This is a genomic window from Aliidiomarina sp. (genome assembly GCF_022565475.1).
Taxonomy (GTDB): Bacteria; Pseudomonadota; Gammaproteobacteria; order Enterobacterales; family Alteromonadaceae; genus Aliidiomarina.
On sequence record NZ_JAIUMR010000014.1, the window covers coordinates 16,247 to 40,795 of the forward strand.

A 24,549-nucleotide genomic window follows, 5' to 3' on the forward strand; every position below is an offset into this window, starting at 1 on the left:
TAGGGTTGCATCATGAGTGCGCAAACTTCATTGAATCAGATGGGCATTGGACGGCAGGCATTTTTGGCTGAAGAGTATCGTAGAGCCGCAGTTGCCTTCTTAAAAGCGTATCTTCATAACCCAGAACTTGAGGCGCATGTTCGTTTTAACTTTGACTTAATTCAAGCCCGTGATCCGAGTATCGACTTCGATGCGCTGCGCGAGCGCGCGTTCGAAGCAACGACGGATCCTGTGCTACGTAAACGTTTGCGCCGGTTTTATGGTTTTGGACCGGTGTACAAAGGCTTTGAGACGTATCGTGAGAGTCGTTATGGCCAAAAACTGACAAGTTTGTTGGATAAACGCAACGACAATGGTGCGTTGGAGCGATTTCACGACCGAAATGAACAACGGATCCTCGAGTTTTTGCATGATTTTGAAGGCCTCGATGATGCGTCTAGGCCTCTCATTTCAATCATCATGCCAACCTACAACCGTGCCGAGATTGTGCGGGAAAGTATCGACAGCGCGCTTTCGCAAAGTTATGCGTATTTTGAATTGATTATTTGTGACGATGGTAGTGAAGATGAGACCGAAGCGCTGATTGCGGCGATTGAAGATCCGCGAGTGACTTATGTTCGCCAGGACAATCAAGGTGCAGCAGCGGCTCGGAATACGGCGCTGCGACGGGCGAAAGGCGATATTATCGCGTATTTAGATTCTGATAATTATTGGCATCCTGCGTATCTCGAATTAGTTGTCGCTGCGTTCACACAGATGCCTGGCCGCTCGACTATTTACTTTGACTTTATTGACTTTCATCTACGCAGGGACGGTTCTTTAAGTATTCGTTCCACTGAGCGCCCAGCCTTTAACCACGAACAATTGATTGAGCGCCCGTTTATTGATTTAAACACTTTTGCTCATCGACGTGAGCTGTATGACCTTTTTGGTGGCTTTGATCAGGCCTTAATTCGACGTCAAGATTATGATTTAATTCTAAAATATACATGGCTGCGTGACCCCGTTCATGTCCCCATCAGTGCCGCACTTTACCAACGTAACGATGCTTTGGAGCAAATTACTCGTCTCCACGGCCGCGATCGCACTCCGGTTGATTTGATTAATCAAAAAATAAAGCGCTATTTTGCCGAAGGGTTACCTGCGGTGGGGGCGGTGCCGGTGCAAAAAGTGTCGATTATTGTTTGGGACCACTGCCGAAACCACTTTTCCAAGCCGTTTGCTGTGGCCGAGGCATTGTCGGAAACCTATGAGGTTGAGTTAATTGCCTTTGATTTCTTTGACGAGGGCGTTTTTGCTCCGTTAAAGGATGTTAAGCCAAACTTCACCACGAAATATTTTAAAGGCTCTGAGTTCCCAGATTTCTTTGCGGCAATGAAAGCGGCTGCTGAAGCCGTCACCGGCGACATCATGTATGTGGTGAAGCCACGTTTACCGAGCCTCGGGATCGCCATGTTGGTTAATGCCACGCGGGCGATTCCTTATGTATTGGAAATTAATGATTTAGAAACGGTCGTTGGCTCGCCAACAACAAAAGATCTGCATGCGGATGTTGATCTTCGTGACGTACGACTGGACGAGCCGGAATTGCGCAACCCCTATTCTGAACGCTGGTCACAATTATTCGACCCATTGGCGCAAGCCAGTCCGATTATCGTGACTCATAACCAAGGGCTTGATCGTCATTATGGTTCGAGCACCTTATATATGCGTAATTTGAAGGATGAGCGGGTCTATAACCCCGCGAACTATGATCGCGCTGCGGTGAGACACGAGCTTGGGTTTTCTGCCGAGGATCGCGTGATTCTTTTCGGCGGCCTCATTCGCCGGCATAAAGGCATCTACGAATTGGTGGAATTGGTCGAGCGCCTTAACGATCCGCGCTATAAGTTACTTTTTGTCGGTTCACGTTTAACGCCAGACCAGAAAGCGCTTGCCGATCGCTTCGGCGACCGAATCGTGTTTTTACCACCGCAAGATCGCGAAGGTATGGCACGGATTAATTTGGCAGCCGACTTGGTCATTTTGTGGCTGAATCCAAATGTCGCAGCGAGTCATTATCAATTTCCGTATAAAGCGACCGATGCATTTGCAATGAATACACCAGTGATCGCGAATGATATTTCTGATTTGGGCGATCTCGGGCGGCAAGGTTACTTGCGTCTAGTGCCATTTGGGGATTGGCAACAGATGACCGAGTGTGTGCACGAGCTATTTGCCAACCCTGATGAAACGAGCGCAATGGCAGCCGCCGGACGGCGTTTGTATGAGCGTCAGTTTGGCTATCGTGCAGCGCGCGCGAACTTCTTGCTGGCTGCGTATCGGGCCAGTCAACAGAAACAAACGGTTTACCCCGTCGCGGAGCGATTTCGGCAGTGGTTCGATCGCTTTTACCAAACATTAACGGCAGCGCCAACGGCTTTTTTGCCGGTTGAACGCACCGCTAACTTTGATCTGGTGCACAGTGACAGGGCGCTGCAAACCGAGGACTTTGGTCGTTTTGATGTCGATCAACATATCTACTTTGTTGAGCCGCATCAGTCGCGATTGCTGCAGCGATTCGGTGATGAAACGGTTGCCGTGGTGCTTCAAGGAACTCAGCCACAACGCGCACTTGATGCGGCGCGCTTATTTGTTAAGCGTGCGGATCATCCGATTGCTTGTTTCATTGTTTTGGCGGGTGAACGCGTCGCCGAAGACATGGAGCAAACGGTGACACAGTTGCGTGGCAAGTACGTCCTGCTCGCTGATGAGTGGTCATTTCCATGTCGAAATTGGCTGGAGTTCGGTCATGAGGGGCTGAAAGCCGATGCGAATCCCTTTATCTTTGCCAATACCGGTCAGCAATTTGACCCAAAAATAGCCGCTGATGTCGCCGAGTATGTGTTTGCGGAAACAGAGTTTTTACAGCAAGAGCTCGCTGCTGTTGCTGCGAAACTTGAGCCCAACAATGGTGCTGATAATTGGTGGCAGCAGCTCGGTAAGCGGTTACGGCGCTATAAGCGAGTGACAATGAAAGCTCGTTTACTAGTGGCGAACATGAATCCGAGTTTGGTGAATACAAAGCCTGTTGATCAATCGAGTATATTCCTAGTCGATGTGCAGAATTTAAACGCAGGTCAGATTCAGTTTCACCAGAATATTTGTGTTGTCATGCCCTGTATCGATGTGGAAAAGGGCCTGCGCTCCGCACAATTCTTACAGCAACGTGCCGGTATATCAGCCGATTTCGTCGTGGTTAACGATACGCGCCGGCAAGGCTTTATTAAAACCTTAAATCAGGCTGCACAATGCAGTAGTGGCCAGTATGTCGTGTATTTAGCCGAAGATGCGTTCCCTGGAGAAGCTTGGTTGCAAATCGCGTTTGAAACCCTCGAGTCGAAGAAAAAGTCATTGCTAGCATTTAATTGCGGGAAATGGCACGGCCGAGTGGCGGCGTTTGGTATGGTGCGTAAAGACTGGGTCGCTAACTTCTATGCAGATCAGGTATTGTTCGACGAGTACAAATCGCATCGTGCGGATAACGAAGTGACCGTTTTAGCTCGAGCAAGTAACCAGTTTGCTTATACGGCCAAGTCGGTTTTGCTCGAAGATGATCGGCGCAAAGATTTTAAGCAGGATGAAAGTGAAGCGGCGAATTTTTCACTGAGGGATAAGAAGTTATTCCAACAGCGATTCGCTCACGTGTATCCGAAACTGGTTGATACGGAACAATTGGCGTCTATCCGCGATGAATATCTGAATCAGCGTAAATTGGCCGCAGAGAAAGTACCTTTGCGATTGGGTTAACAAATTTTTACGCTCTGTTAATTTAATGTTGTAAAACTGAAAATCATGTCTTACAATCAATTTTGTGATTCGCAAACTAACAGTCTCACATGAATTTGCTTGGCGATTATCGGGTTGCCCAGCGGCTTAGAATGTAATCAAGGAGAATAAAATATGAGAGCAAAATTTAAACTGCTCGCAACAATCGCAGGGGCTGCATTACTCACATCTGCTGCTGCATCTGCCGATGTCGTTCAATCGGATTGGGCGAAAGTTGAGCGTCTACTTATTCATGAGTCGAATTTTGGTGGCTGCTTGGCAATGATGGCTGGCAACAGCTTAGAAAGTAAATCTGGTGGCGCGTGTTCTAACTGGATTTCTTTTTCTTGCACGGGTGAGCTGAATGACGAAGATACTGCACTGCGCATGTTTGAATCTGCTCAAATCGCCTACCTAACTGGCCGCGAGATTCGTGTTGACGTCGATACAACGCGTAAGCACAACGGTCACTGCATGGCAGTTCGTTTCGATTACCGTTAAGGTTCTTTTTGTTCGGTAGCGTTGAATTCAAAAGCCCTGCCTGTGCAGGGCTTTATTCGTTTTAACGGTTAGTTTGAGGTGGTTTGGATGAAAGTTGTGGCTGGTTTGTTCGTGGCAGTGTTAATTGCAGTCGGCTATTTCTTGATAGCTGGCGAGTCTGATTATACGGGTGCAACCACAGTGAACACGCAACCTAGTATGACATCTGCAGACGTTTCGGAAGCAGAGCCAAATTCAAATTCGACTGACTTTATCGAGCAGCTTTCAGCGCGTATGGGGTCGTCAGGGACATTGATGGCTGCTGAGGGGTATTCTGGAGAGATAGGCGAATATATCGATCCCGACACTTACATCTCGGAGTCTCGCGGTGAACCGCGTTCAATTGGCGAGTATATTGATCCCGATAATTACGTTTCGGAGCCGCGCAATAGCGAGCCGGTAAACCTCGGTGAAACTATTCGGGACCCGTTACAGTATACAACACAAGCGCGAAACTCGACCCCGATTAATATCGGTGAAAATATTCCCGACCCAGAGGCCTGGGTTGCACGTCAGGCACGTTCACGCTATGAACCACGAGAAATCGGTGAACGTAAAGATCCTGAAATCGATTAACATTGTGTACTTCATCTGCAGGCGTACGAGTGAACACTTGAATAGCGGTCTCGAGATGTAGCGATGCAAGTACAGGGAGATATGAATGAAACTTAAGACACCTACCTCATTTTTTCGTAAGGCATTGCCGTTAGCTTGCGCGCTTGCACTGGCTTCCGTGGGTGCAGCTCAGGCGCAAACCAGTGGTTTTTTAAATACAGCAACGGACCATCAGTTGCACTCGGTCAGTGAAATTCGTTCAATGTTTACTGAGCAGGATCGTGTGCGTGTGATTGTCGGCATGCCGATACCGAGCCTTCCCGCTGGTGAGTTAAACGAAGAAACTATGCCGCAATTTCAATCTCTGCTGCGTGCTGCACAAGCAGAGGTTGCGAGCATGATTAGCGAAGAGTCATTGCGTGCTGGCCACCAGTATCAATATGTACCCTTTATGGCCATTGAAGTCAGCGAGTCAGAACTCGATGCGCTGCTTAATTCAAATCGTATCAGTAGCATCGAACCTGACCGTTTGAGCGAACCGCAGATGCCGCGCAGTAATGAGATCATTAACGCGCCAAGCGCATGGGCCGCAGGTTATGACGGTACAGGTTGGTCAGTTGCTGTACTGGATACCGGCGTGGCAACGCAACATCCGCACTTTGAAGGGCGTATTGTCGCGGAAGCGTGTTACTCCACCACATCGGGGCAGTCGACGACCATGTGTCCAAGTGGGCAACGCGGCCAGACTGGACCAGGTGCCGCTGAAGACTGCACGGGTGCGTCAGGTTGTGGGCACGGAACGCATGTATCTGGTACCGTATTGGGCGAGAGTGCGACGACATCAGCGAGCTCGCTTGACCCGTCTGGTACGGTTGTCCAAGGTGTGGCCAAAGGCGCGAATTTAATTGGTATTCAAGTCTTTAGTCAATTCCCGTCACATCAGTGTGATTCAAATCAACCTTGTGTTCGCTCTTATGGTAGTGACCAAATTGCTGGTCTTGAGTATGTCTACTCGTTGCGTAATGAGTTGAATATCGCGTCAGTTAACATGAGTTTGGGCGGTGGCCGTTATTACGACCAAGCGTCTTGTGACAGTAACAATGCAGGCGTTAAGTCGGCGATCGACTTGTTACGCAGTGTTGGAATAGCCACGGCTATTGCTTCGGGTAACTCAGGCTACTCTGACTCTTTAGGTGGGCCGGCATGTATCTCTTCCGGCGTCAGTGTCGGTAGCACCATGTCAACGCCGGGCCAGTCGAATACTTGCGGTAATGGTAACGATGTTGATGCGGTAAGCTGTTTCTCTAACTCAGCAGAGTTTTTGGATTTACTCGCACCAGGCCATTTTATTTTCGCTCCTGATTTGAATAACTCTTACAGCTACAAAGCAGGGACGTCGATGGCGGCTCCACATGTAGCAGGTTGCTTCGCGGTATTACGCCAAGCATTACCCAATGCTTCGGTCGATGAAGTATTGTCTGTGCTGAAAGAAACCGGCACGATGATAACCGACCCTCGCAATGACATTACTAAGCCACGGATTGACTGTGGTGCAGCGATTGCCGCTGTTGCTTCTGTAGAGCAGGATGTGGATATGGGTACACTCTTGATGATTCTGCGTAAACGTCGCAGCAGCCAGCCACAAGAGTTCTAAAATTCTAGCTCGTCTGGATGATAAAACCCGCTTCGGCGGGTTTTATTTTGCCCTCAAGGCGATGCCGGTATTCTGTTTTGCAAAGATATAGTATATTCATCCGTTAGTTTTTCGGTAGAAAATAGGTTAGTGGGGGAACAGCATGGATGCCTTAAGTCGTCAGGAACAAATTCAGAACGCCAATCAGCTTCTCGCCGACGAGCGTTGGCAAGACGCGATCATTGCGCATGTTCGTTTAATGTTACGGTTCCCAGAAATTCGTCATGTGTTTCAATTTGGTTTGCGCTTAGCTCAACGGCGATTTAAGCAAGCACGCCATCGAGCAGAACGACCAAGAGTGGCTGTGATCTGTTGGGAAATGTCCCATAATCCTGCAGGTCGAGCGGTGGCGATTGCCGAGCTCTATCGTCCAGCTGCCGAAACCCATCTGGTCGGCTGTCTTTTTCCACGCTGGGGCAAGTCGCTGTGGGCGCCACTGGCGGACATCGATTTGCCTTGCCATTTGTTGTCCATTGAAGAGAATTGGGACGAAGCAAGTTGGGAGTCGTGTGCTTCCGACTTTTGGCCGCAGGCGGTTGCATTTGTTCTGCAACATCCGTTTGATCTTGTTCATTTAATAAAGCCGCGTGGGCCTAACCTAGTGTTTGCCTTGCTGTACCGGTGGATATGGCAAGCGCAAGTCATTCAAGATGTCGATGATGAAGAATTGGCCTTTTTTAATCAACGGCGGCGCATTGACGAGCTAGATGATGGTGTCGCTGCATGGCTAGAGCAGCACGTTCGATTACCACACCTAGCCGGATTGACGCGCAAACAATGGACCTATTTTAGTGTTGGCTTGGTTCGTCAGTTCCCGTCGGTGACGGTGTCAAACCCGGCCTTACAGCAACGCTATGGCGGCCGAGTTATTCCTCATGTGCGTCGCGCGAGTGATTTTGCCGACATGGACAACCTACGTCGCGAAGCGCGTGTTCACTTTGGTGTCTCGGAAGCGGCTAAAGTGGTTTTGTTTTTTGGCACCCCTCGCGCGCACAAAGGTCTGCGCGAGACTGTTGCGGCACTAGCGCAACTGAATGATCCACGAGTTGTGTATGTGATCGTCGGCAATTTCCCTGAGCCGGAATTTAAGGCCGAGCTGGAGCTGCTTGCACAGACGAGCGGCGTTGCGGTTAAGTTTTTTGGCAATCAGCCATTTGCGCAGATTCCACAAGTGGTTGCCCTCGGTGATATAGCCATTAATCTGCAGGACACCGAATCGCCCGTGGCGCATTATCAAGTGCCCGCTAAACTGACTGATGCGTTAGCTTCCGGCTTAATTGTTTTGGCAACGGAAACACCAGCCTTGGCGGATTTTTTTGCGGCCAAAGCCATCGTGCCGGTTAGCGAAGCGAGCCTTGTCGATACGTTAGCGAGGTATTTAACCGCAGCGGATGCAGAGCAGCATCGCGAGCATCAGCGGCAGCTCGGTTTGGACTACTTTCAGCATCATTTGGCAGCGGAAGTCTACGCTGGCGAGGTGCAAAACTGGCTTGAGTGTATGCAGGAGGAGCCAGCGCAAGTCCCGGTGTTTGATGCACTATTACAACAGCTTTTGGTCGAGTATCGACCGCACGATTCCAGAAACGAATACGAATAAACGGAGTGTAATGTGAGAATATTAGTCACTGGGGGTGCTGGTTATATTGGCTCTCATACGTGTGTCGTTTTATTGAACGCGGGGTTTGAGTTAACCGTGTTCGATAACCTGAGCAACAGCCACCGCGAAGCGTTAGTTCGAGTGGAAAAGATAACCGGTAAAACCATTGAGTTTATTCAAGGTGATCTCTGTGACTCCTCTGCTCTGCGGGCAGTGTTTGCAGGGCGTGATATTCACGCGGTCATTCACTTTGCTGGACTCAAAGCAGTGGGGGAGTCAGTTGCTGAGCCGCTGCGATATTACCAAAATAATGTTGCCGGAACTGCCAATTTACTGGAGGTGATGGCTGAGTTTGGTGTCTACGCATTTGTTTTTTCGTCTTCGGCAACCGTTTATGGCGATCCGGAACAGTTACCGATTGTCGAAAGCAGCAAGCGTTTTACAACAAACCCGTATGGTCGCACCAAATTGGTTATTGAACAGATGTTGGAAGACTTGGCAGCGGCGAAGTCAGCGCCATGGAAAATCGTCAGCTTGCGCTATTTTAATCCGGTGGGGGCACATGAAAGTGGCCTCATTGGTGAAGATCCAAACGGTATCCCGAATAATTTAATGCCATTTATTAGCCAAGTCGCAGTTGGCCGCCGTAACTGCCTCAGTGTGTTTGGAAGTGACTATAATACGGTCGATGGCACCGGTGTTCGCGACTACATTCACGTGATGGATTTGGCCGAAGGTCATTTATCGGCATTGCATTATTTACTGGCACGTGAAGACGCTGAGTTACTTGCGGTGAACTTAGGAACAGGGCGAGGCGTTTCTGTGCTCGAAATGGTCGCGAGCTTTGCCCGCGTTAGTGGTCAGCCAATCCCCTATGAACTGGTTGATCGCCGCCCGGGTGATGTAGCCGCTTGTTACGCGGATCCGCAATTGGCGTATGAGAAGTTGGGTTGGCGTGCGCAGCGTGACGTGGATGCCATGTGTGCCGATACGTGGCGTTGGCAGTCAAAGAACCCCGACGGGTATTAGCCTAAGGACTCGCCACAGCGGACTGTGGCGAGACTCTCAAGTCATTAAAGTCGATGGCTGCCGATTTTTTGCCCGCTACTAACCGCAACGACTTCAACACGCTCACTTGTTTTGACCGCTGCATATTGGCGTAAGTCAATTTGAAAACCGACGTAGCCATTGCGCGGCGGGTGGAATGGCGCTAACGGTTGCTCGAATAGGCAGGCATTGACGTCGATGGTATCGACGATCGAACCTTCGCTATCGAGTAGCTGCACGCTCAGTTGAACTGCGGACTGAACGTTTTCACAAGGATGATAAAAAGCAAAACCAGAAAGGATTTTTTTCTCACGATTAAAGCGTGTGCGCCCATGCACATATTCTAGATGACGTTCTTTACAGTGCTGTCGCCACTGCATGGCCTCATCGATCCGCTTGTACAGTTCAATGTCATTTTCGTTCAATTGAATGAGTTCACTGATGACGTCGTCTGGCACGGATTCGTTTTGCTCCTGCGGCTTTGCATTCAACACTTGCGGTTCGAGCGCGAGGTTGTAGATGTGCGCTAAGTCATCGGTTACTTGCTGAAAGTTTGTCGACGTGCCGACATACCCCATGGCTTGCCAAGGCACGCCACGAAGGTAGCGCTGTAAGGTGTTTTGTTTGTGTGACTGATGCGCAAAATCCAGTAACGAACCTTGAAAGTCATGGTGGCGCTGAAAATGATGATATTCGGAGATGACTCGTTCTATAGGTTCCCGCACCAAAGTAAAAATGTTGCTGATTGCAAACATGGATGCGTATTTGCGCGCACTGACGTGACCGGTCAATACCTTCAGATTCGGCACGTGTAAAAAGCGATAGGGATCGGCTTGCTCGCCCAAGAGCCAAGTTTTCACTGCTTCGCTCGTTTGTGGAGCGTCGAGGCCATAGTCTGCATGAATCGCAGCATCACCGAGGGCATTTTGTAGAGAAACACGGAGGCTGGTTCCTGCGGTTTTAGGAATGTGAATAAAAAACAATTTTTCCATATCGTTCGATGAATTCCCTCGTTGATTGACCGAGTGATCTTTGCTGCTCAGCCCAATCAAGTCAAGGACTGACGATGTATTTTTCGGGTAAAGCGCACGACTGCTTAGGAAATCGTCAATAATTTGTTATTTTCCATCGAAGTTGTTAACAAAATATATTAGACTGACTGAGATTAGGCATAATACAATTTGAATCAACTGTAAAATTCATTTGAAGTCTAAAAAAGTTTTTCAGGTGCTTGGGTCAAGGAGACTCCCATTGTGAATACGATAAAAGTTAGCGAGCCTGTCGTGGGGAAAAATACGGCGCAGTTGCCCTTTAAGAAAACGTTCTTAAGTTTGGCGACTGCAGGTGCATTGTTATTGGCGGGCCATGCCGCAGCAGTGCAAAGCTTCAATCCGCAATCTGGTTTAGTTACCGAGCCTGTGACGTCGATTGCGCAACTCGAGTCTTTAGCGAAGGCTGAAGGCGAAATACGTGTCGTGATTGGTCTTCATACGGGGCCGACGCAATCCGTTATGGAGGGTGGTCAGCGAGCTGGTGTTGAGTTAGTCCAAGCACAATCTGAAGTGTTATCTATATTGAGTCCGCTGCGGGCGCAAGCTGCATATAGTTATGCGGTTTTACCGTTTGTGGCAACGAAAGTGGATGCGCGCGAGTTAGGCGAGTTAGCAGCGCACCCGTTGGTCGCATCGATTGAGTTAGACTATCTGAGTGAGCCTCTGTTAGCCGATAGCACACAATTGATTGGTGCTGATTCACTCTGGGATTCCGGCTACACGGGTCAAGGACAATCTGTTGCCGTAATCGATTCTGGTTTGAATGCGAATGAGTCCTTTTTTGGCGGTCGTGTCAATGCCGAAGCGTGTTTCTCAACACACGATCCTGCAAGCGGGATTTTCTCCTTGTGTGAAGATAATGCTGGTTCGGCAACTGGTGCTGGAGCAAGTGGCTACTGTTCTGGTCCAGATTGTGGTCATGGCACCTATGTCGCCGGGATTATTGGTGGCTGGAACGATAACCGGTCAGGTGTAGCACCGGACGTGAATATTACTTCGATTCAAGTCTTTGTCCGTATCGAAGACAGTACCATTTGTGGTGGTGCGGAGACCTGTTTACGCTCGTTTACCAGTGACCAACTGCGCGCGTTTGAGTATCTGATTGAAAATCAAAGTAGCTTAAAAACAACTGCGGTGAACTTGAGTCTTGGTGGGGGTTACAACCCGACGGTTTCTGCTTGTGATACCACCTTTAATGCCCGTAAAACCGCTATTGATACACTGCGCGGTCAAGGCGTTATGACGATTGCTGCCGCAGGTAATGATGGTTACACCGATGCACTAGCGGCACCAGCATGTATTAGCTCGGTCTTTAGTGTTGGTAGTACCCTCGCCAAAGATACCAACAATGGCAGTTGTGGTAACGGTGATACAACTGACTCTGTCAGCTGTTTCTCAAACTCAGCATCGTTCCTCGACATGTGGGCACCTGGTCATGCCATTTCAACCTTTGGGCCGAATAACACGACTGTGACCGTTAATGGTACGTCGATGGCTGCTCCACATGTATCTGCGTGTGTTGCGATTATGCGTGAAGTGGTGCCCTCGGCGCCAGTTTCTCTCATTGAGTCTGCGCTACGGAATTCTGGCGTGGAAGTTACCGACCCGCGTAATGGCGTAGTCAAGCCTCGTTTAGACTGTGCGGCAGCGGTTGACTTACTGATTGAAAACTCAATGTTACCCACTCCAGCGGGTGTGCAAGCGAGTGACGTCGGTGGTGCTAGCTTTAAGCTAAGCTGGTCAGCGGTCGCTGGCGCTGATGACTACATCGTCCAAGTTGCTCGTGACGAAGCGTTTACTCAGTTAGTTTCCGGTTATGCAGATAAGACCGTTGAAGGTGAAACCGCATTACTGGTCACTGGTTTGAATGTGGACACTGAGTACTTTGCTCGGGTTGCGGCAAAAGGCTCGAAGGTTGAGCTCAATAGTGATTACTCTGACGCGGTCGTGGTCACAACAACTGCTGTGATTGGTTTCTCTGAAGCGCTTGATAACGCTGATTTGTATTTTACCACCGGTGGCATCGATGACTGGACGGGACGTTTACGTTCGGGAGCAGTGAATGGGTCAGCGGCTCGCGCCGGCACGGTTGGTCAGGGGCAAGACTCATGGATTTCGACGACGGTAGTCGGCCCGGGTGTAATCAGCTTTGACTGGGAAATTATCACTGAAGATTTAGCGGGTTACTTTGAATTCCGCATCGGTGATGAGCGCCGGATCTGGTCTACAGGTCGCACCATTGATTCTTCAAGCTATGAAGTTGGTGAAGGTGAGCATGTGCTGACTTGGCGCTACTTCCGTTCACTGAACGGTGTCCAAGGCACCGCATGGTTAGATGATGTGCAATGGACGGGTTCACCCCGCCGTGGTCTGGAAGTTACTGTGACGGGTGAGGGTGCAGTCACTAGCTCACCGGCAGCGATTGATTGTCCAGATGCAGTGTGTAAGGCTTCATTTACACAAGGTCAAGTGGTTGAGCTTGTTGCGCAAGCCGCGGACAATTGGCATTTAGCTGAATGGCAGGGTGCATGTTCTGGTACCGGTAGCTGTGTGGTGACGGTTGATGAATTGACGCAAGTTACCGCGGTATTTGCGATTAACACCTATCGTGTGGACACGGTTGCGTCCGTTGGCGGCAGTTTCTCACCTGAATTTAAAGATGTCGCCCATGGCTCCACCGCTTCGTTTGAAGTGAGCGCGGAAACAGGCTATCACTTGACCGCCATTGATGGTTGTGAAGGTGAGTTGGCGGGCAATGTGTATACCACTGGTGAAATCACCAGCGCTTGTACCGTCAGTGCTACGTTTGACTTAAACACGTACACGGTCAATGCGTTAGTCACTGAGGGTGGTTCGGTCAACCCGGAAACTCAGCAAGCGCTGCATGGCGAGCAAGTGAGCTTCACTTTAACGCCAAGCTCTGGTTGGGAAGTTGGTAATGTGACCGGTTGTGGTGGCTCTTTGGCTGGTAATGTTTATACGACTGCGCCGCTAACGGGTAGTTGTAACGTGATTGCTGGATTCCGTTTGGAGTCATTTGACGTCACCTTTAATTTGACGAACTTGGCCGTTTATCAAAGTGGTGAGTTGCAGCAGCGCGTTACACGTGGCGAAGCCGCTGTACCGCCGTCGTTCTTAGTGAACCCAGCATACGAGTTCACCGGTTGGGACCGCGACATTAACAATGTCACCGAAGACATGGTTGCGACTGCACAATTCGATTTGGTTGACCCGGATCTAAACACTGATGTAACGGTCACGATCAATATCGTAGGCAATGGCAGCATCGACACGCCACAAACTCAAGTAGTTGCGTGGGGGCAGCGCGTCAGCTTTAGCGCAACACCAGATGCGGGTGCTAAACTCGGCTCGTTTGTTGGTGGTACGTGTCCTGCAGGGGAATGGTCCAACGGTACGTACACGACCGGTCCATTGCTGGAAGACTGTTCACTGCGGGTGACGTTTAATGACGGTAATCGCCGTCGTTCATTGATTATCATGATCATTGCCAATGATGAACAAAATCAGTAATTGAACCAACATGGTTGGTCAAAAGCGGGAGCTGTCGAGCTCCCGCTTTTTTTAGTGAAGGGTTTGTTTTCTTGCATGTCACAGTGACATACTGAGGGTGAACTTGTTATATTAATCACTGAATTGAGACGCATGCCGTAAGAACTTGGAAGCACCATGGAATTTGATAAAGACAATGCTGAATCCCCCTTTTTGAATTTTGTTTCTGAGGAATTCTATAAGCGTGGCAGTGAGCTTCGACGTCTGATGTCGGATAAAGCAAATGCTCCCGCCTTAGTCTCCGGCTGGGGATTACGCAGTGCGCGCCGGAAGCATTTAATCCGCGATTTAAATGAGTTAAGCGAAGAGCTCCTCGGTGAACGCAGTGCGTTTAAATATGGAAAGGGTTGGTCGGCTAAAGGCGTGTATTTACTCGAGCGGGTTGGTAAGGGCCGCTATCTTGACCAAAAAAGCCTGCAAGTCTTTACGCTCGATGGGCTTCGTAAAGCCCAAGAACAAGTGCTTAAGTATTATAAACATGAGAATCCATATTGGTTGATTGAGGAATTTCATCGCGGTGCGTTGTCCAACGCAGAAATTCCTTACGACTATAAAATTTATACGTTCCAAGGCATTATCGGGTTTATTATTTCCGTGGATAGGAACGCGTCGCCACCGCGTATTGCCATCTATGATGGTAATTTGCAGCCCTTCATGGTTGATCAAGATTACCTATGTCCAAGCCCAAATGTGCAACAAGGTAATCATATTTTACCGAAGCATATTCTTGAACATCTGTGGTGGGCACGCGCGTTGTCGTTGAAGACGGACGCGCCTTTTGTCCGCATTGACATGTATGATACCGACAAAGGTCCCGCGTTTGGAGAGTACACGTTTTCTCCGGGCGATATGCACAAACGGATGTTTCGGCTTAAACGTCCTTTTGTATCGGCGATGGATCAGCTTTTCTTGAACGCTGAGCAGCGTTTAGCGAGTGGAAATGCCGACGCGTTACCGGCTGATTTAAAGCACTATCCCTTGCAAACATTGTTATGGGATATGTCGCTTGAGCAGGTACAGGCGTTGCCAATGATCTCTGATCGGATTTATCGTCGTTACGCTGACGTTGCTGCAAATAATGGTGCAAATGGCTATGATCGGATGGCTAAGCGTTACTTTTATTACAAAAAAAATGCCAAATCTGAACTGGAATCAAAAATTTTCGAAGAGCTGAGGAAGGCCTGGCGCGGATTACACGAAACTTATCATTCTGTGGCTCCGGATGAGATTAGGTAACTATTGATGACTATGAAAACAACGGCAGAATCCAACGAAGCTCTTGTACAACAACTTGCGCGTCAAATTGAATTAACGATGCGTCAGCGCGAAGAGCTGGAAAGCATTCAGCGAGCGTCAGAACAACTCAGCAAGGAGCTCAATGAAGCGCGGTTACGTAGTGAAAAGGCGGCGCAGAAAGCTGAGTACAGTGACGAACTATTGCGTGAGCTCAGCCAATTGCAAGAGTCGTACGCGCGTTCGAGTGAAGCCTTTCGTTTACTGACGCACGAGCATGACACGCTACTACGTGAATTTAAGCAACGAAGCGAGGAGTTTAGCGCATTAAAAGTTGAACTTGCAGAAGTAACCAGCGATTCATTAACGAAACGAGAGCAAGCTGAAGGTTTAACACGAATGGTCGAACAGGTCATTCAAGAACGTGAGCAATTGCTTGCCGAGAAACAGCAATTTGAAGAACATTTGCAACGTTTACGGGATAGTCAATCGAGTGCACTGCAAGAACAAAGTCAAATACGCGAGCAACGTGATCAACAAGCCGTTGAGATTGCTAAATTAACGCGTTGGTTGTTATCTGCAGAGCAGCGTCTTGCTGGGGCGAGTCTGGCGGGGTCAAAAGAGCGGCCAGCGAATGGCTCGTTAAAGTTAAAAGAAGATCTAAAGCTACTGCAGCAGAGTTCACTATTTGATGCCCAATGGTATAAGCAAACGTATCCGGATGTCGCGAAAGCGGGTGTCGATCCTGCCGAGCATTATTTGCGTCATGGTGGCTTTGAAAGTCGACAACCGAGTCCACATTTCGACTCGGGTTGGTATTTATTGCAATATCCGGATGTTAAACGTTCCGGTGCGAATCCGCTCATTCATTATCTGTTAGATGGCGAAAAACAAGGTTGTTTGCCGAAGCCAGAGCAGGAGCAGGAACATGGCTGAGTATGTTGAATTCTCAGCGCAATCGCCTGGCTTTTTGTTGCTCCCTTCGCAGCCCCGTTTTTGGTTGAACGGGGATATGGCGATTCGAATGAACGTTAGGATTGACGCTTGGCCTGATGATTGGGCTTATCTTTGTGCGAAATTTCAGTCGCATTTGTCGCATGAATTTTTGGTTCGAATTAAGGGCAGTGATGAGGGGCGCTGGGGGTATGGCGATGGCTCGGGTGAGTTTAATGCGATCAAATGGAACCCGGGTGAGTATTTGACGCTCGGCCACTGGCATGAGTTGATTTTTATTCGCCGTATGGACGGACGATCACATATTTATGCCGACGGCACAATCATTGCCGAAGGTGAGTTTAAACGTCAATTCGAGCCGGCGATGACAACGGCACCTATCACTGTGTTTGCGCGTGAAGATGGCTCGTCCGCATTGTATGGTGCGATTCGCGAGCTCGACTTATATAGTGGCTCCGTGCGGGAAGGACGAGCGGTCGAGTTAGGTGAACCTCTTGAACTTGGTGCATGGGTACAGGTTGGTGGAGTAAGTCATGGCTAGAGAATTGCATCAAGCGCCGGAAGGCGTGCAAACTGACGCCATTAACCTTTGGCATGACGCGCTGTGGAGAGGCTTGTCGGAGCAAGCGATTGCGGTTTTACTGCAACTGCGCTTGTCGTCGATTGATAACATTCGTCGCCGCGCGAACTGGGTACTGGGCCGTTGGTATGCGAGCCAAGGCCAATTTCAATTAGCGCTCGATTTCTTTTATGAAATCACTCGAATTGAACGCTATCCAGAAGCGAAAGTTTTAGTTGCTATCGCCCTTTGTGAGCAAGCGTTGGGGCGTCCGCAAGTGATTCATTCCCTCCTTGCCAACAACCGTTTTGCGACCCTACCGCGACATGAGCTAGCGATGCTGAAGGCCAATAGTTTTGGCGATGATGAACGTCAAAAAGACGAGCGATTGCGGATTATTAACACCATGTTTCGTGAGTTTGACCTGATGGAGGTTAAGCTGCGTGATTCAGAGCAGCCGTTGTCTTTGCAGAACTTGGAAGGTAAAGAAGTAACTTCGGCGGATCAGCCACGCGATTTAATCAACCGTCCAGATTTACCTCTTGTTTCGGTGATTGTCCCTTGTTTCAACGTCGAAAGCTATTTGCCACCGGTGGTACGCAGTTTAGTGCAGCAAACGTGGCCAAATGTCGAGATTCTGCTCGTTGATGATGCTAGCCAAGATGCGACGGTGGCGGTCGCCCATGAGCTAGCAAAAGTGCATCCGTGTGTAACTGTGGTATGCAGTGAGCGCAATCAAGGGGCGTATCCAACACGCAACTTGGGCATGGCGCATGCCTCTGGGGACTTTGTCACTGTGCATGACGCCGATGATTGGTCGCATCCGCAAAAAATCGAACGCCAGATACAGGTGCTCTTAGCCGACACGAATCTCGCAGCCACCGTGAGTAGCTGGGTTCGAGTTAGCCCGACGGTTAACTTTTTAGGTTTATGGATGGTGGGTGGACGTTTTGTTGAGCGCAATCACTCCTCCGCGTTGATTCGGCGTTCAGTGTTGCCAGATGTCGGGCTTTGGGATGAAGTGCGCGTGTCAGCCGACTCCGAGTTCTTGTGGCGTTTGCAGCGTCATTTTGGCGAAGCCGCAGTGCAACATATTGACGTCGATGTTCCGCTTTCGTTTTCGTTGGTGCACCAAGAATCGTTAACGCAACAGGGGGCCACTCACGTTCGGACCATTTATTTTGGTGCGCGCCGCCTATACCGCGAAGCCTCGGACTGGTGGCATCGACAAGTGGAACAGGGCATGGCCGTACAGGTAGGGCAAGGACAACGCGCTTTCCCTGCGCCTCTGGGGGTTTTAAAATCAGTCGATGACGAACCGGAGTCGATTTTTGCTTTTGACGCGACCGCGCAAAACCCGCGGCTGAAAGCACAGTTACAGTTACTGAAGGCAAAGTATTTGAACCTTGGTCGCCGACCAGCGTTATTGCATTGGCCTTTAACGCCAGAAGCGGCGTTAGAACCCATTGCCGATGATGTGTTCGCGTTTATGCAGAATCACCATTTGTCCTTCGCCCATGTTGGGCTTAAACTTGCCAAGGCGGATGTTGTGATCGCAGAACATCAATTACTTAAATTGATTCCTGATGGACTCCCTCAAGTCCATCAGCTCGGTGATTGTGCGGTACTCGATCTGCAGCCTCACGATCAAGAACTTGTCCTAGCCAGTGTGCGGCTTTTGTTTTCTGCGCGTGAACGCAGCATTTAGTTTTTTAGATCTAAGGATAGATAATGGACGACTATGGCATCTTAAAAGAATCAAAATGGGTCAATGGTAAGTGGTACCTTGAACAATATCCTGATGTCGCCTTGTTAGGCATGGATCCGATAGAACACTATTTACGGATTGGCGCTCGTTTGGGGCGAGATCCTTGTAAACGATTTTCGACTAGCCATTATTTGAAAGCTTACCCAGATGTCGCCAAAAGTGGTCTTAACCCATTGGTGCACTGGGTTCTCTATGGTCAAAATGAAGGGCGCGATGCGCGGCCAAACGGTTTTCAGTCGTGGATTGAAGCGTTATGGCAAGGCCATTCGAAGACTGCAATTGAGCATTTACAAAAAATGGTGAACGCTGAGCGTATTTACAGCCCAGGTGAGCGCTGGAATGCGTTGTGGCACTTGGCCCGCTGGGCGTTTTTTGACGGTGATCATCAGGCAGCACTTGAGTTAGCGTTACAGATGGATGCTGTTGATCCGTCGCGGCGCCTGCGCAAAGAGCGAGTGTTACTGGTTGCATGTTGCTATCAGCTTCTTGGTCAGGTCGAAGCTGGAGTCCCCTTGATTGACGATTATTCCGCGAGTTACGGATTTGATCCTGATATTCAATTAGTGCGCGCCAACACGGCGTCAACCGATAGTGAACGATTACAGCTGATTAATGATTTGTATCGTCATTATGATTTGCACACTTTGAGTAAATGGACTCACGATGCGCCGTTGACTCTGCATAATCTTCATGGTGAACAGTCCATTGCAGAGATTCCATTCCAAGTAGAAAAAGTGAGTATTATCATTCCTGCTTTTAATGCGGAAAGTCGCATTGAAGTGGTATTGAATTCGCTGCTGAATCAGACATGGCGAAATATTGAAATTATTGTCGTGGATGATTGCTCCGACGATCGCACGCTTGAGATTGTGCGAACTGTTGCAGAGCGAGATCCCCGTGTTGTCCCTGTTGCACAAGAACAAAACGGTGGTGCCTATCGAGCTCGCAACCGAGGGTTGCAGGTGGCGACCGGGGATTACATCACCACACATGACAGTGATGATTGGTCGCATCCGCAAAAGCTCGAAACGCAAGTGTTGGCCTTGCAAGCGAATCCGGAGTTGATGGGCGTTGCGCTACACTGGGTGCGCGCGACCGAGCAGATGATTTTCACGCAGAATTGGCGTCCGAATAAAGAGCTCATTCACTGGAGCCAGTCCTCGTTTATGTTCCGGAAGCAGGTCGTGAAGGATATTGGCCAGTGGGATGAAGTACGGATTGGTGGTGACACTGAGTTCATTTGGCGCGTTGAAGCGCGTTATGGTAAAGATGCGGTTGCCAAGTTGCATCCGGAAATTCCATTTGCCTTTGCCCTTGATGATGAAGGCTCCTTAACACGAACCAAAGCGACACACGTGCGTACCGTTTATTTTGGCCTTCGGCATATTTATCGCGCTGTCGGTCGGTGGTGGCATCGTACGCACGAACAATTGCACGTTGCCGATGAGCGACCATTTGCGGCACCGGTAAGTATGGTCGATCGTTCTGGAGCGACGCTAACGCTCGACACCCTGTTAGTTGGTGACTTTGCTGACGCCAAACATACGCGTATTTTATTAGCGAAAGCAAAAGTGCTGTCAGCACAAGGGGAACGTGTTGGGGTGTTCCACTGGCCCACGTTTGGTGCGGAAAGTGCTGAGCCACGCGATGAGTATTGTGCTGCGGTCTATCATGAAGAGGTTGTTCCCGTTGTCTTTGGTGATCCGGTCGCGGTGGAACAAATTTTGGTTATCAATAAAGCCCATGTCCGCGCGCCGCTTGATGCACTGCCTAATTTTGAACGTGTCGGTCAGGTTAAGTCATTGCTGAGCTCCGAGGCAGATCAACAGGCGACAGCGCTAAGGAACGTGTTTATTCATGGGTGAAAACCAACGCCACGCCCTCCAACAGATTTTTGATCCCGTATGGTATTTACGGGAATACCCGGATGTTGCTGATGCCAAGGTGGATCCTTGGCATCACTTTATTCATCATGGCTACACGGAACAGCGCTGGCCTTGCTCGTTGCCTGCTTTACGTTTAGAGACTGCGTTATGGGAGATTCCAGCACGTGCGCCCGAACTCAGTGATGGCGTTGTCCGTCCCGTTACTGCTGGGGTTTTAGCGGATTCGCTGCAAACGCGTTTGCAAGACACCTTGCACGCGTTGGAAAGTCAATATCAATCAAGTTCGACGCATCTCGCTGAGCAACTTAATGCTGCGTGTGCGGGTTGGGTATTAGGACGCTGGTACGCAAGTTTTGGTTTGGCTGAATATGCTGAACAGGTTATTTTTTATACCGACTTTCTTGCTCGGCGTGAGGTCTCGTTTCGACAGTTGTTTGCGAATTTACTTCGTCATCCTGGAGCTTGGTTACTCCGATTTAGTGCCTTGTGGCAGCTTGTCCGTTGTGGGCAGTTGCAGCGCAAGGATCAAGCGGAGGCTTTGTATCAGGACGTCGTTTGGCAGCAGTTGGCGACAGACAGTCAGAAAGCGTTCGAGAATGATCGCGAGCTTGCTCACGCAATGCTGAGTAAAGGCCTCCCAGTGGGAGCTATGCCTGCTGACACTTCATTGAGTTTGCGCCATGCGTTATCGCCGCAGCAGGCAGCCTTTAAACTTGACCGCTTACACGCAGATGTTCCCCGCTCAATGTTATCTAAGCTATTGCCAACTCGTCTGCGTGCTCGTTTTAATAAGCGCAATTTGGTCTCGGTTATTGTTCCTTGCTTTAATGCCGAAGCGACGATAGCCACGGCGTTACGCAGCTTATTAACACAAACATGGGCGGCGCTCGAAGTGATTGTGGTGGACGATGCATCGACCGATCAAACGGTAGCTGTGGTTAAACACTGGCAAAAACGAGATAAGCGAATTCGCTTATTCACGTCGCCAGTCAATCGTGGTGCGTATGCTGCACGTAATCGCGGCTTGCAGGTCGCTCGAGGCGCTTTTTTCACCTGCCACGACGCCGACGATTGGTCACATCCGGAAAAAATTGAACGGCAACTTCGGGCTTTACTTGCGGCACCGAAGGCACAAGCGAGTCTTTCGCATTGGGTGCGGACATCCGATCAACTGGAGTTCTCGCGCTGGCGTGTGGAGGCGTCATGGATCTATCGCAATATTTCCTCGCTGATGTGTCGTCGTGGCGTGGTCGAGCAAATTGGCTATTGGGACTTGGTGAACTGTAATGCCGATACGGAATATATGTATCGGCTAGAACGTGCTTATGGCAAAGACGCGATCATCGATGTGCAGCCTGGTGTCGTGTTGGCACTTGGTCGCGAGCGTGTGGAGTCGCTGACTCAAACTCAAGCAACGCATTTGCGTACACAGTTTGTTGGTGTGCGTCGAGATTATATGGACGCAGCACGGGCGTGGCACGCCACGACTGACCGTCTTTACATGCCTGCGCAGCCAACTGAACGAATGTTCAAAGCACCCACATTGATGATTCGTGGTCATGAAGAGTTAGCGCGGCAGCAAGGTATTGACGAATTGCTGGCAAGTGGTTGGTTTGATTCTGACTGGTATTTTGCACGCTATCCCGATGTTGCCAGCAGCGGCGTTAACGCAGCGCAGCACTATTACGATCATGGTCGTCATGAAGGGCGCGAACCGGGTCCTATGTTTTCGCGAGCGGGTGAACTAGCCGTTCGCACTGGGGTAGTGAGTCACCAGCGATTGAGTTATGCGATACATAGCGAACTTCCTGCTTGCGACATAGTCCTCGTTGGTCATGCTGCGAGCGCTGAGCTGTTTGGTGCCGAACGCAGCTTGCTTGATGTACTCAAAATGATGATGCCAAACTGGCGAGTCCTCGTTGTCCTGCCAAGTCCTGCTCATCCCGATTATCTTGTTAAAGTTCAGCAGCTTGCTACGCACGTAGTGGTTTTTCCTTATCAGTGGTGGCACGGCGCACAACGTTTAAGCGACGAGGTTGTGCGTAAAGGCGTACAAGCATTTAGTCAGTTATTTGAGGTGGTAAAGCCACAACTTGTTTATGTCAATACACTGACATTGTGGCAACCGCTTTTGGCTGCACGCTCGAGGGGGATTCCAAGCGCCATGCATGTGCGCGAGCTTCCCGCAGAAGACGATGGATTGTGCGCTGCATTAGGTGCAACGCCGGCAGGGATTCGTGAACATATTATCACTGCGACCGATTACTTTGTTGCCAACTCGCCGATGGTCGCTCGTTATATTGATGTACCTGCTCGCACCACGTTATTACCGAACAGTGTTGATGCATCATGGTTCCAAATCCCCTATGCAAATATGAACGAAGTTGGCCGCGCTAAACGCCGTCGTCGTATCGGTATGTTCAGTAGTAACTTAGCGAAAAAGGGAGTTGCCGACTTTATTGAAATGGCCGCAGAACTTACTGCTGATGAGGTTGATTGTTGGTTAGTTGGCCCGAAGTCGAGTGATTTAATGGCTGCAATCGAGGCGTGGCAGCGACGTTATGGCGAACTTCCAAGCAACTTGAAATTGACTGGGTATGTCGAGCGCACCTGGGCTGTTATGGGGCAGCTTGATTTGGTGGTGAATCTCTCTCATTTCGCCGAGAGCTTTGGTCGAAGCGTGCTCGAAGCGATGGCCGCGGGCCGCCCGGTCGTGTGTTACAATTTTGGTGCCTTGGCGGATTTGGTCGATGAAAGCTGCGGTGTTCTTGTACCGTACCGAGTTTGTGAGCAATTGCGTACAGCGGTGCTCAGCTGTCTCGATTCGGCGTCTTATACTCAGAAAGCTATTCAAGCGCGGACACGTGCACAAGCCTATCGTTACGAACATCTGCAAACGAACTTACAACGTAGTATTACCAGTTGGATTGGATAATTTTAAGTGTCGTCTTATACCCTGCATAAAAATAATATCAATTTTCGTCAGGATCCGGTTTGCGCCGAGATCATTCACCGTTGGTGTGTGGATTTTCCAGAGGACGAAAAGACCATTTCGGCAGTTGAGCTTGAACAAGGTATCAGCCTGCATGGATGGGTTCTCCTTGCCGACCTAGACGCCATGTCGCGTGTGGAGATTGTCGTTCAGCAAGGAGAGCAGCGACAGCGCTTGCCATTAAATATTCGCCGACCGGACGTGGTGAAGACATTTACATTGGATGAAGGCTTTTTGCGCTGTGGCTTTCGCCACACCGTGCCTATTGCACACGAAAGTTTTGTGGTTGGAGTGGCGCTTGACGGCCGAATTTTCGATTTAACCCGCTATCATGTGAAAGGTCCCTTTGCGATTTTGCGGGGTGAAGACGGCTGGTTATTCCTCGACAATGATACTAATAAAAGTGTCGCACAACATACTGGTGACCTGCTCATGGCTGAAGAGCAACAGGCACAGTGGCAACATTACTTTGTTGATTTTGCTACATTGGCGCAAGCGCAAGAGTGTGAGTTTAGTTTGTTAGTTGCCCCGGCTAAAGAGGCGGTCTACGCACAGTATCATCCTTTGCCGCGCAGCCCAATTACCATTGTGGAGCAATTGCAGTCGTTAGCACCAGAACAATTCCCGCTGGTCTATCCAACCGCAGAGCTTGCGCAATCAGCTGAATATCCCACCTTTCGCCGAAAAGATACGCATTGGACTCAGTATGGTGCGATGCTCGCCACCTTGGCGCTGCTCCGTCAATTGAATGTAGCCGTAGCACCGGCTACAGAGACATTTGCTAAAGATGAATATCGTGAACGTGAAGTAGGCGGTGATCTTGGGAATAAACTCTATCCGGTGGAAAAGCATCGCGAGTTGTTTTTAGTCGGTCGGCGATATCAGGAATGGCTTCGTTTTGATAATGGTCTGCAAAACTTCGGGCGTTGCCTTACGCTGGTGAATATGGACGCCATCGTTCACCAGCACATACTGATTTTTGGCTCGTCGTCAGCCTATACCATGCTCGATTATATTGGTCGAGTTTTCGCTCGGGTGACACTTATCCATAGCGCGGGAAACATTGACCCGCAGATCTTGAAAGCCTTAGCGCCGGATGTCTGTGTGGCGCAAACGAATGGTCGCTTTACCGTCGTGGCACCGCGTTGTGACTATGATTTGGCGAATGATGTGGCGATAAAGTGGGGGGAGTTGTCCATCACTGAGCAAGCAGAACGCCGAACGTTGATTGATGAATATGCCGCGGCCGACTCTGTCGCCGCGTACCTAGCGGCGTTGGTATCTCAATAACTATCA

General features: G+C 49.7%; 15 protein-coding genes. 14 read left to right on the forward strand and 1 reads right to left on the reverse strand.

Annotation, left to right across the window (positions count from 1 at the left end; translation table 11 throughout):
• Positions 1 to 12 precede the first annotated feature (12 nt).
• The 6 genes from LAT77_RS11135 (at position 13) to galE (ending at position 9,221) form a co-directional block, all read left to right on the forward strand.
• Complete coding sequence (locus LAT77_RS11135) at positions 13 to 3,789, forward strand: glycosyltransferase (protein WP_290564640.1); 3,777 nt, start codon at positions 13 to 15, stop codon at positions 3,787 to 3,789.
• A gap of 153 nt (positions 3,790 to 3,942) precedes the next feature.
• Positions 3,943 to 4,308, forward strand: a complete 366-nt coding sequence (locus LAT77_RS11140; RefSeq protein ID WP_290564641.1) for a hypothetical protein — start codon at positions 3,943 to 3,945, stop codon at positions 4,306 to 4,308.
• A gap of 87 nt (positions 4,309 to 4,395) precedes the next feature.
• The gene (locus tag LAT77_RS11145) at positions 4,396 to 4,923 is read left to right on the forward strand and encodes a hypothetical protein (RefSeq protein ID WP_290564642.1); all 528 of its coding nucleotides are present in this window, start codon (positions 4,396 to 4,398) and stop codon (positions 4,921 to 4,923) included.
• A gap of 85 nt (positions 4,924 to 5,008) precedes the next feature.
• Positions 5,009 to 6,556, forward strand: a complete 1,548-nt coding sequence (locus LAT77_RS11150; RefSeq protein ID WP_290564643.1) for a S8 family serine peptidase — start codon at positions 5,009 to 5,011, stop codon at positions 6,554 to 6,556.
• A gap of 142 nt (positions 6,557 to 6,698) precedes the next feature.
• Positions 6,699 to 8,192, forward strand: a complete 1,494-nt coding sequence (locus LAT77_RS11155; protein WP_290564644.1) for a glycosyltransferase — start codon at positions 6,699 to 6,701, stop codon at positions 8,190 to 8,192.
• Between the two features lie 12 nt (positions 8,193 to 8,204).
• Positions 8,205 to 9,221, forward strand: a complete 1,017-nt coding sequence (gene galE / locus LAT77_RS11160; RefSeq protein WP_290564645.1) for a UDP-glucose 4-epimerase GalE — start codon at positions 8,205 to 8,207, stop codon at positions 9,219 to 9,221.
• A gap of 44 nt (positions 9,222 to 9,265) precedes the next feature.
• On the opposite strand, the gene LAT77_RS11165 is transcribed toward galE, so the two are convergent.
• On the reverse strand, positions 9,266 to 10,231 hold the full coding sequence (locus LAT77_RS11165) for a sulfotransferase family 2 domain-containing protein (protein ID WP_290564646.1): 966 nt from the start codon (positions 10,229 to 10,231) through the stop codon (positions 9,266 to 9,268).
• Positions 10,232 to 10,492: 261 nt separating this feature from the next.
• Between LAT77_RS11165 and LAT77_RS11170 the strand changes: the two genes are divergently transcribed.
• From LAT77_RS11170 to LAT77_RS11205, 8 genes are all read left to right on the forward strand, one after another.
• Positions 10,493 to 13,822 carry a S8 family serine peptidase gene (locus LAT77_RS11170; RefSeq protein WP_290564647.1) on the forward strand — a complete coding sequence of 1,110 codons (3,330 nt, stop codon included), beginning with the start codon at positions 10,493 to 10,495 and terminating at the stop codon, positions 13,820 to 13,822.
• Positions 13,823 to 13,978: 156 nt separating this feature from the next.
• Positions 13,979 to 15,097, forward strand: coding sequence for an ATP-grasp fold amidoligase family protein (locus tag LAT77_RS11175; protein WP_290564648.1), 1,119 nt, complete (start codon positions 13,979 to 13,981; stop codon positions 15,095 to 15,097).
• Positions 15,098 to 15,103: 6 nt separating this feature from the next.
• On the forward strand, positions 15,104 to 16,030 hold the full coding sequence (locus tag LAT77_RS11180) for a hypothetical protein (protein ID WP_290564649.1): 927 nt from the start codon (positions 15,104 to 15,106) through the stop codon (positions 16,028 to 16,030).
• Entirely contained in the window at positions 16,023 to 16,589 is a 567-nt protein-coding gene (locus tag LAT77_RS11185; RefSeq protein WP_290564650.1) for a LamG-like jellyroll fold domain-containing protein, read from the forward strand. Before LAT77_RS11180 ends, LAT77_RS11185 begins: the two co-directional genes overlap by 8 nt.
• Positions 16,582 to 18,315, forward strand: a complete 1,734-nt coding sequence (locus LAT77_RS11190) for a glycosyltransferase family A protein (protein WP_290564651.1) — start codon at positions 16,582 to 16,584, stop codon at positions 18,313 to 18,315. Before LAT77_RS11185 ends, LAT77_RS11190 begins: the two co-directional genes overlap by 8 nt.
• A 23-nt stretch (positions 18,316 to 18,338) precedes the next feature.
• On the forward strand, positions 18,339 to 20,240 hold the full coding sequence (locus LAT77_RS11195) for a glycosyltransferase family A protein (protein WP_290564652.1): 1,902 nt from the start codon (positions 18,339 to 18,341) through the stop codon (positions 20,238 to 20,240).
• Complete coding sequence (locus tag LAT77_RS11200; RefSeq protein ID WP_290564653.1) at positions 20,233 to 23,196, forward strand: glycosyltransferase; 2,964 nt, start codon at positions 20,233 to 20,235, stop codon at positions 23,194 to 23,196. Before LAT77_RS11195 ends, LAT77_RS11200 begins: the two co-directional genes overlap by 8 nt.
• A gap of 6 nt (positions 23,197 to 23,202) precedes the next feature.
• Positions 23,203 to 24,543 carry a hypothetical protein gene (locus LAT77_RS11205; RefSeq protein ID WP_290564654.1) on the forward strand — a complete coding sequence of 447 codons (1,341 nt, stop codon included), beginning with the start codon at positions 23,203 to 23,205 and terminating at the stop codon, positions 24,541 to 24,543.
• Positions 24,544 to 24,549: the final 6 nt, after the last annotated feature.

Excerpts from the sequence above, each read along its gene's own strand:
- LAT77_RS11135 (WP_290564640.1), top strand. The coding sequence starts at position 13 with ATGAGTGCGCAAACTTCATTGAATCAGATGGGCATTGGACGGCAGGCA.
- LAT77_RS11140 (WP_290564641.1), top strand. The coding sequence starts at position 3,943 with ATGAGAGCAAAATTTAAACTGCTCGCAACAATCGCAGGGGCTGCATTA.
- LAT77_RS11145 (WP_290564642.1), top strand. The coding sequence starts at position 4,396 with ATGAAAGTTGTGGCTGGTTTGTTCGTGGCAGTGTTAATTGCAGTCGGC.
- LAT77_RS11150 (WP_290564643.1), top strand. The coding sequence starts at position 5,009 with ATGAAACTTAAGACACCTACCTCATTTTTTCGTAAGGCATTGCCGTTA.
- LAT77_RS11155 (WP_290564644.1), top strand. The coding sequence starts at position 6,699 with ATGGATGCCTTAAGTCGTCAGGAACAAATTCAGAACGCCAATCAGCTT.
- LAT77_RS11165 (WP_290564646.1), bottom strand. The coding sequence starts at position 10,231 with ATGGAAAAATTGTTTTTTATTCACATTCCTAAAACCGCAGGAACCAGC.
- LAT77_RS11175 (WP_290564648.1), top strand. The coding sequence starts at position 13,979 with ATGGAATTTGATAAAGACAATGCTGAATCCCCCTTTTTGAATTTTGTT.
- LAT77_RS11180 (WP_290564649.1), top strand. The coding sequence starts at position 15,104 with ATGACTATGAAAACAACGGCAGAATCCAACGAAGCTCTTGTACAACAA.
- LAT77_RS11185 (WP_290564650.1), top strand. The coding sequence starts at position 16,023 with ATGGCTGAGTATGTTGAATTCTCAGCGCAATCGCCTGGCTTTTTGTTG.
- LAT77_RS11190 (WP_290564651.1), top strand. The coding sequence starts at position 16,582 with ATGGCTAGAGAATTGCATCAAGCGCCGGAAGGCGTGCAAACTGACGCC.
- LAT77_RS11195 (WP_290564652.1), top strand. The coding sequence starts at position 18,339 with ATGGACGACTATGGCATCTTAAAAGAATCAAAATGGGTCAATGGTAAG.
- LAT77_RS11200 (WP_290564653.1), top strand. The coding sequence starts at position 20,233 with ATGGGTGAAAACCAACGCCACGCCCTCCAACAGATTTTTGATCCCGTA.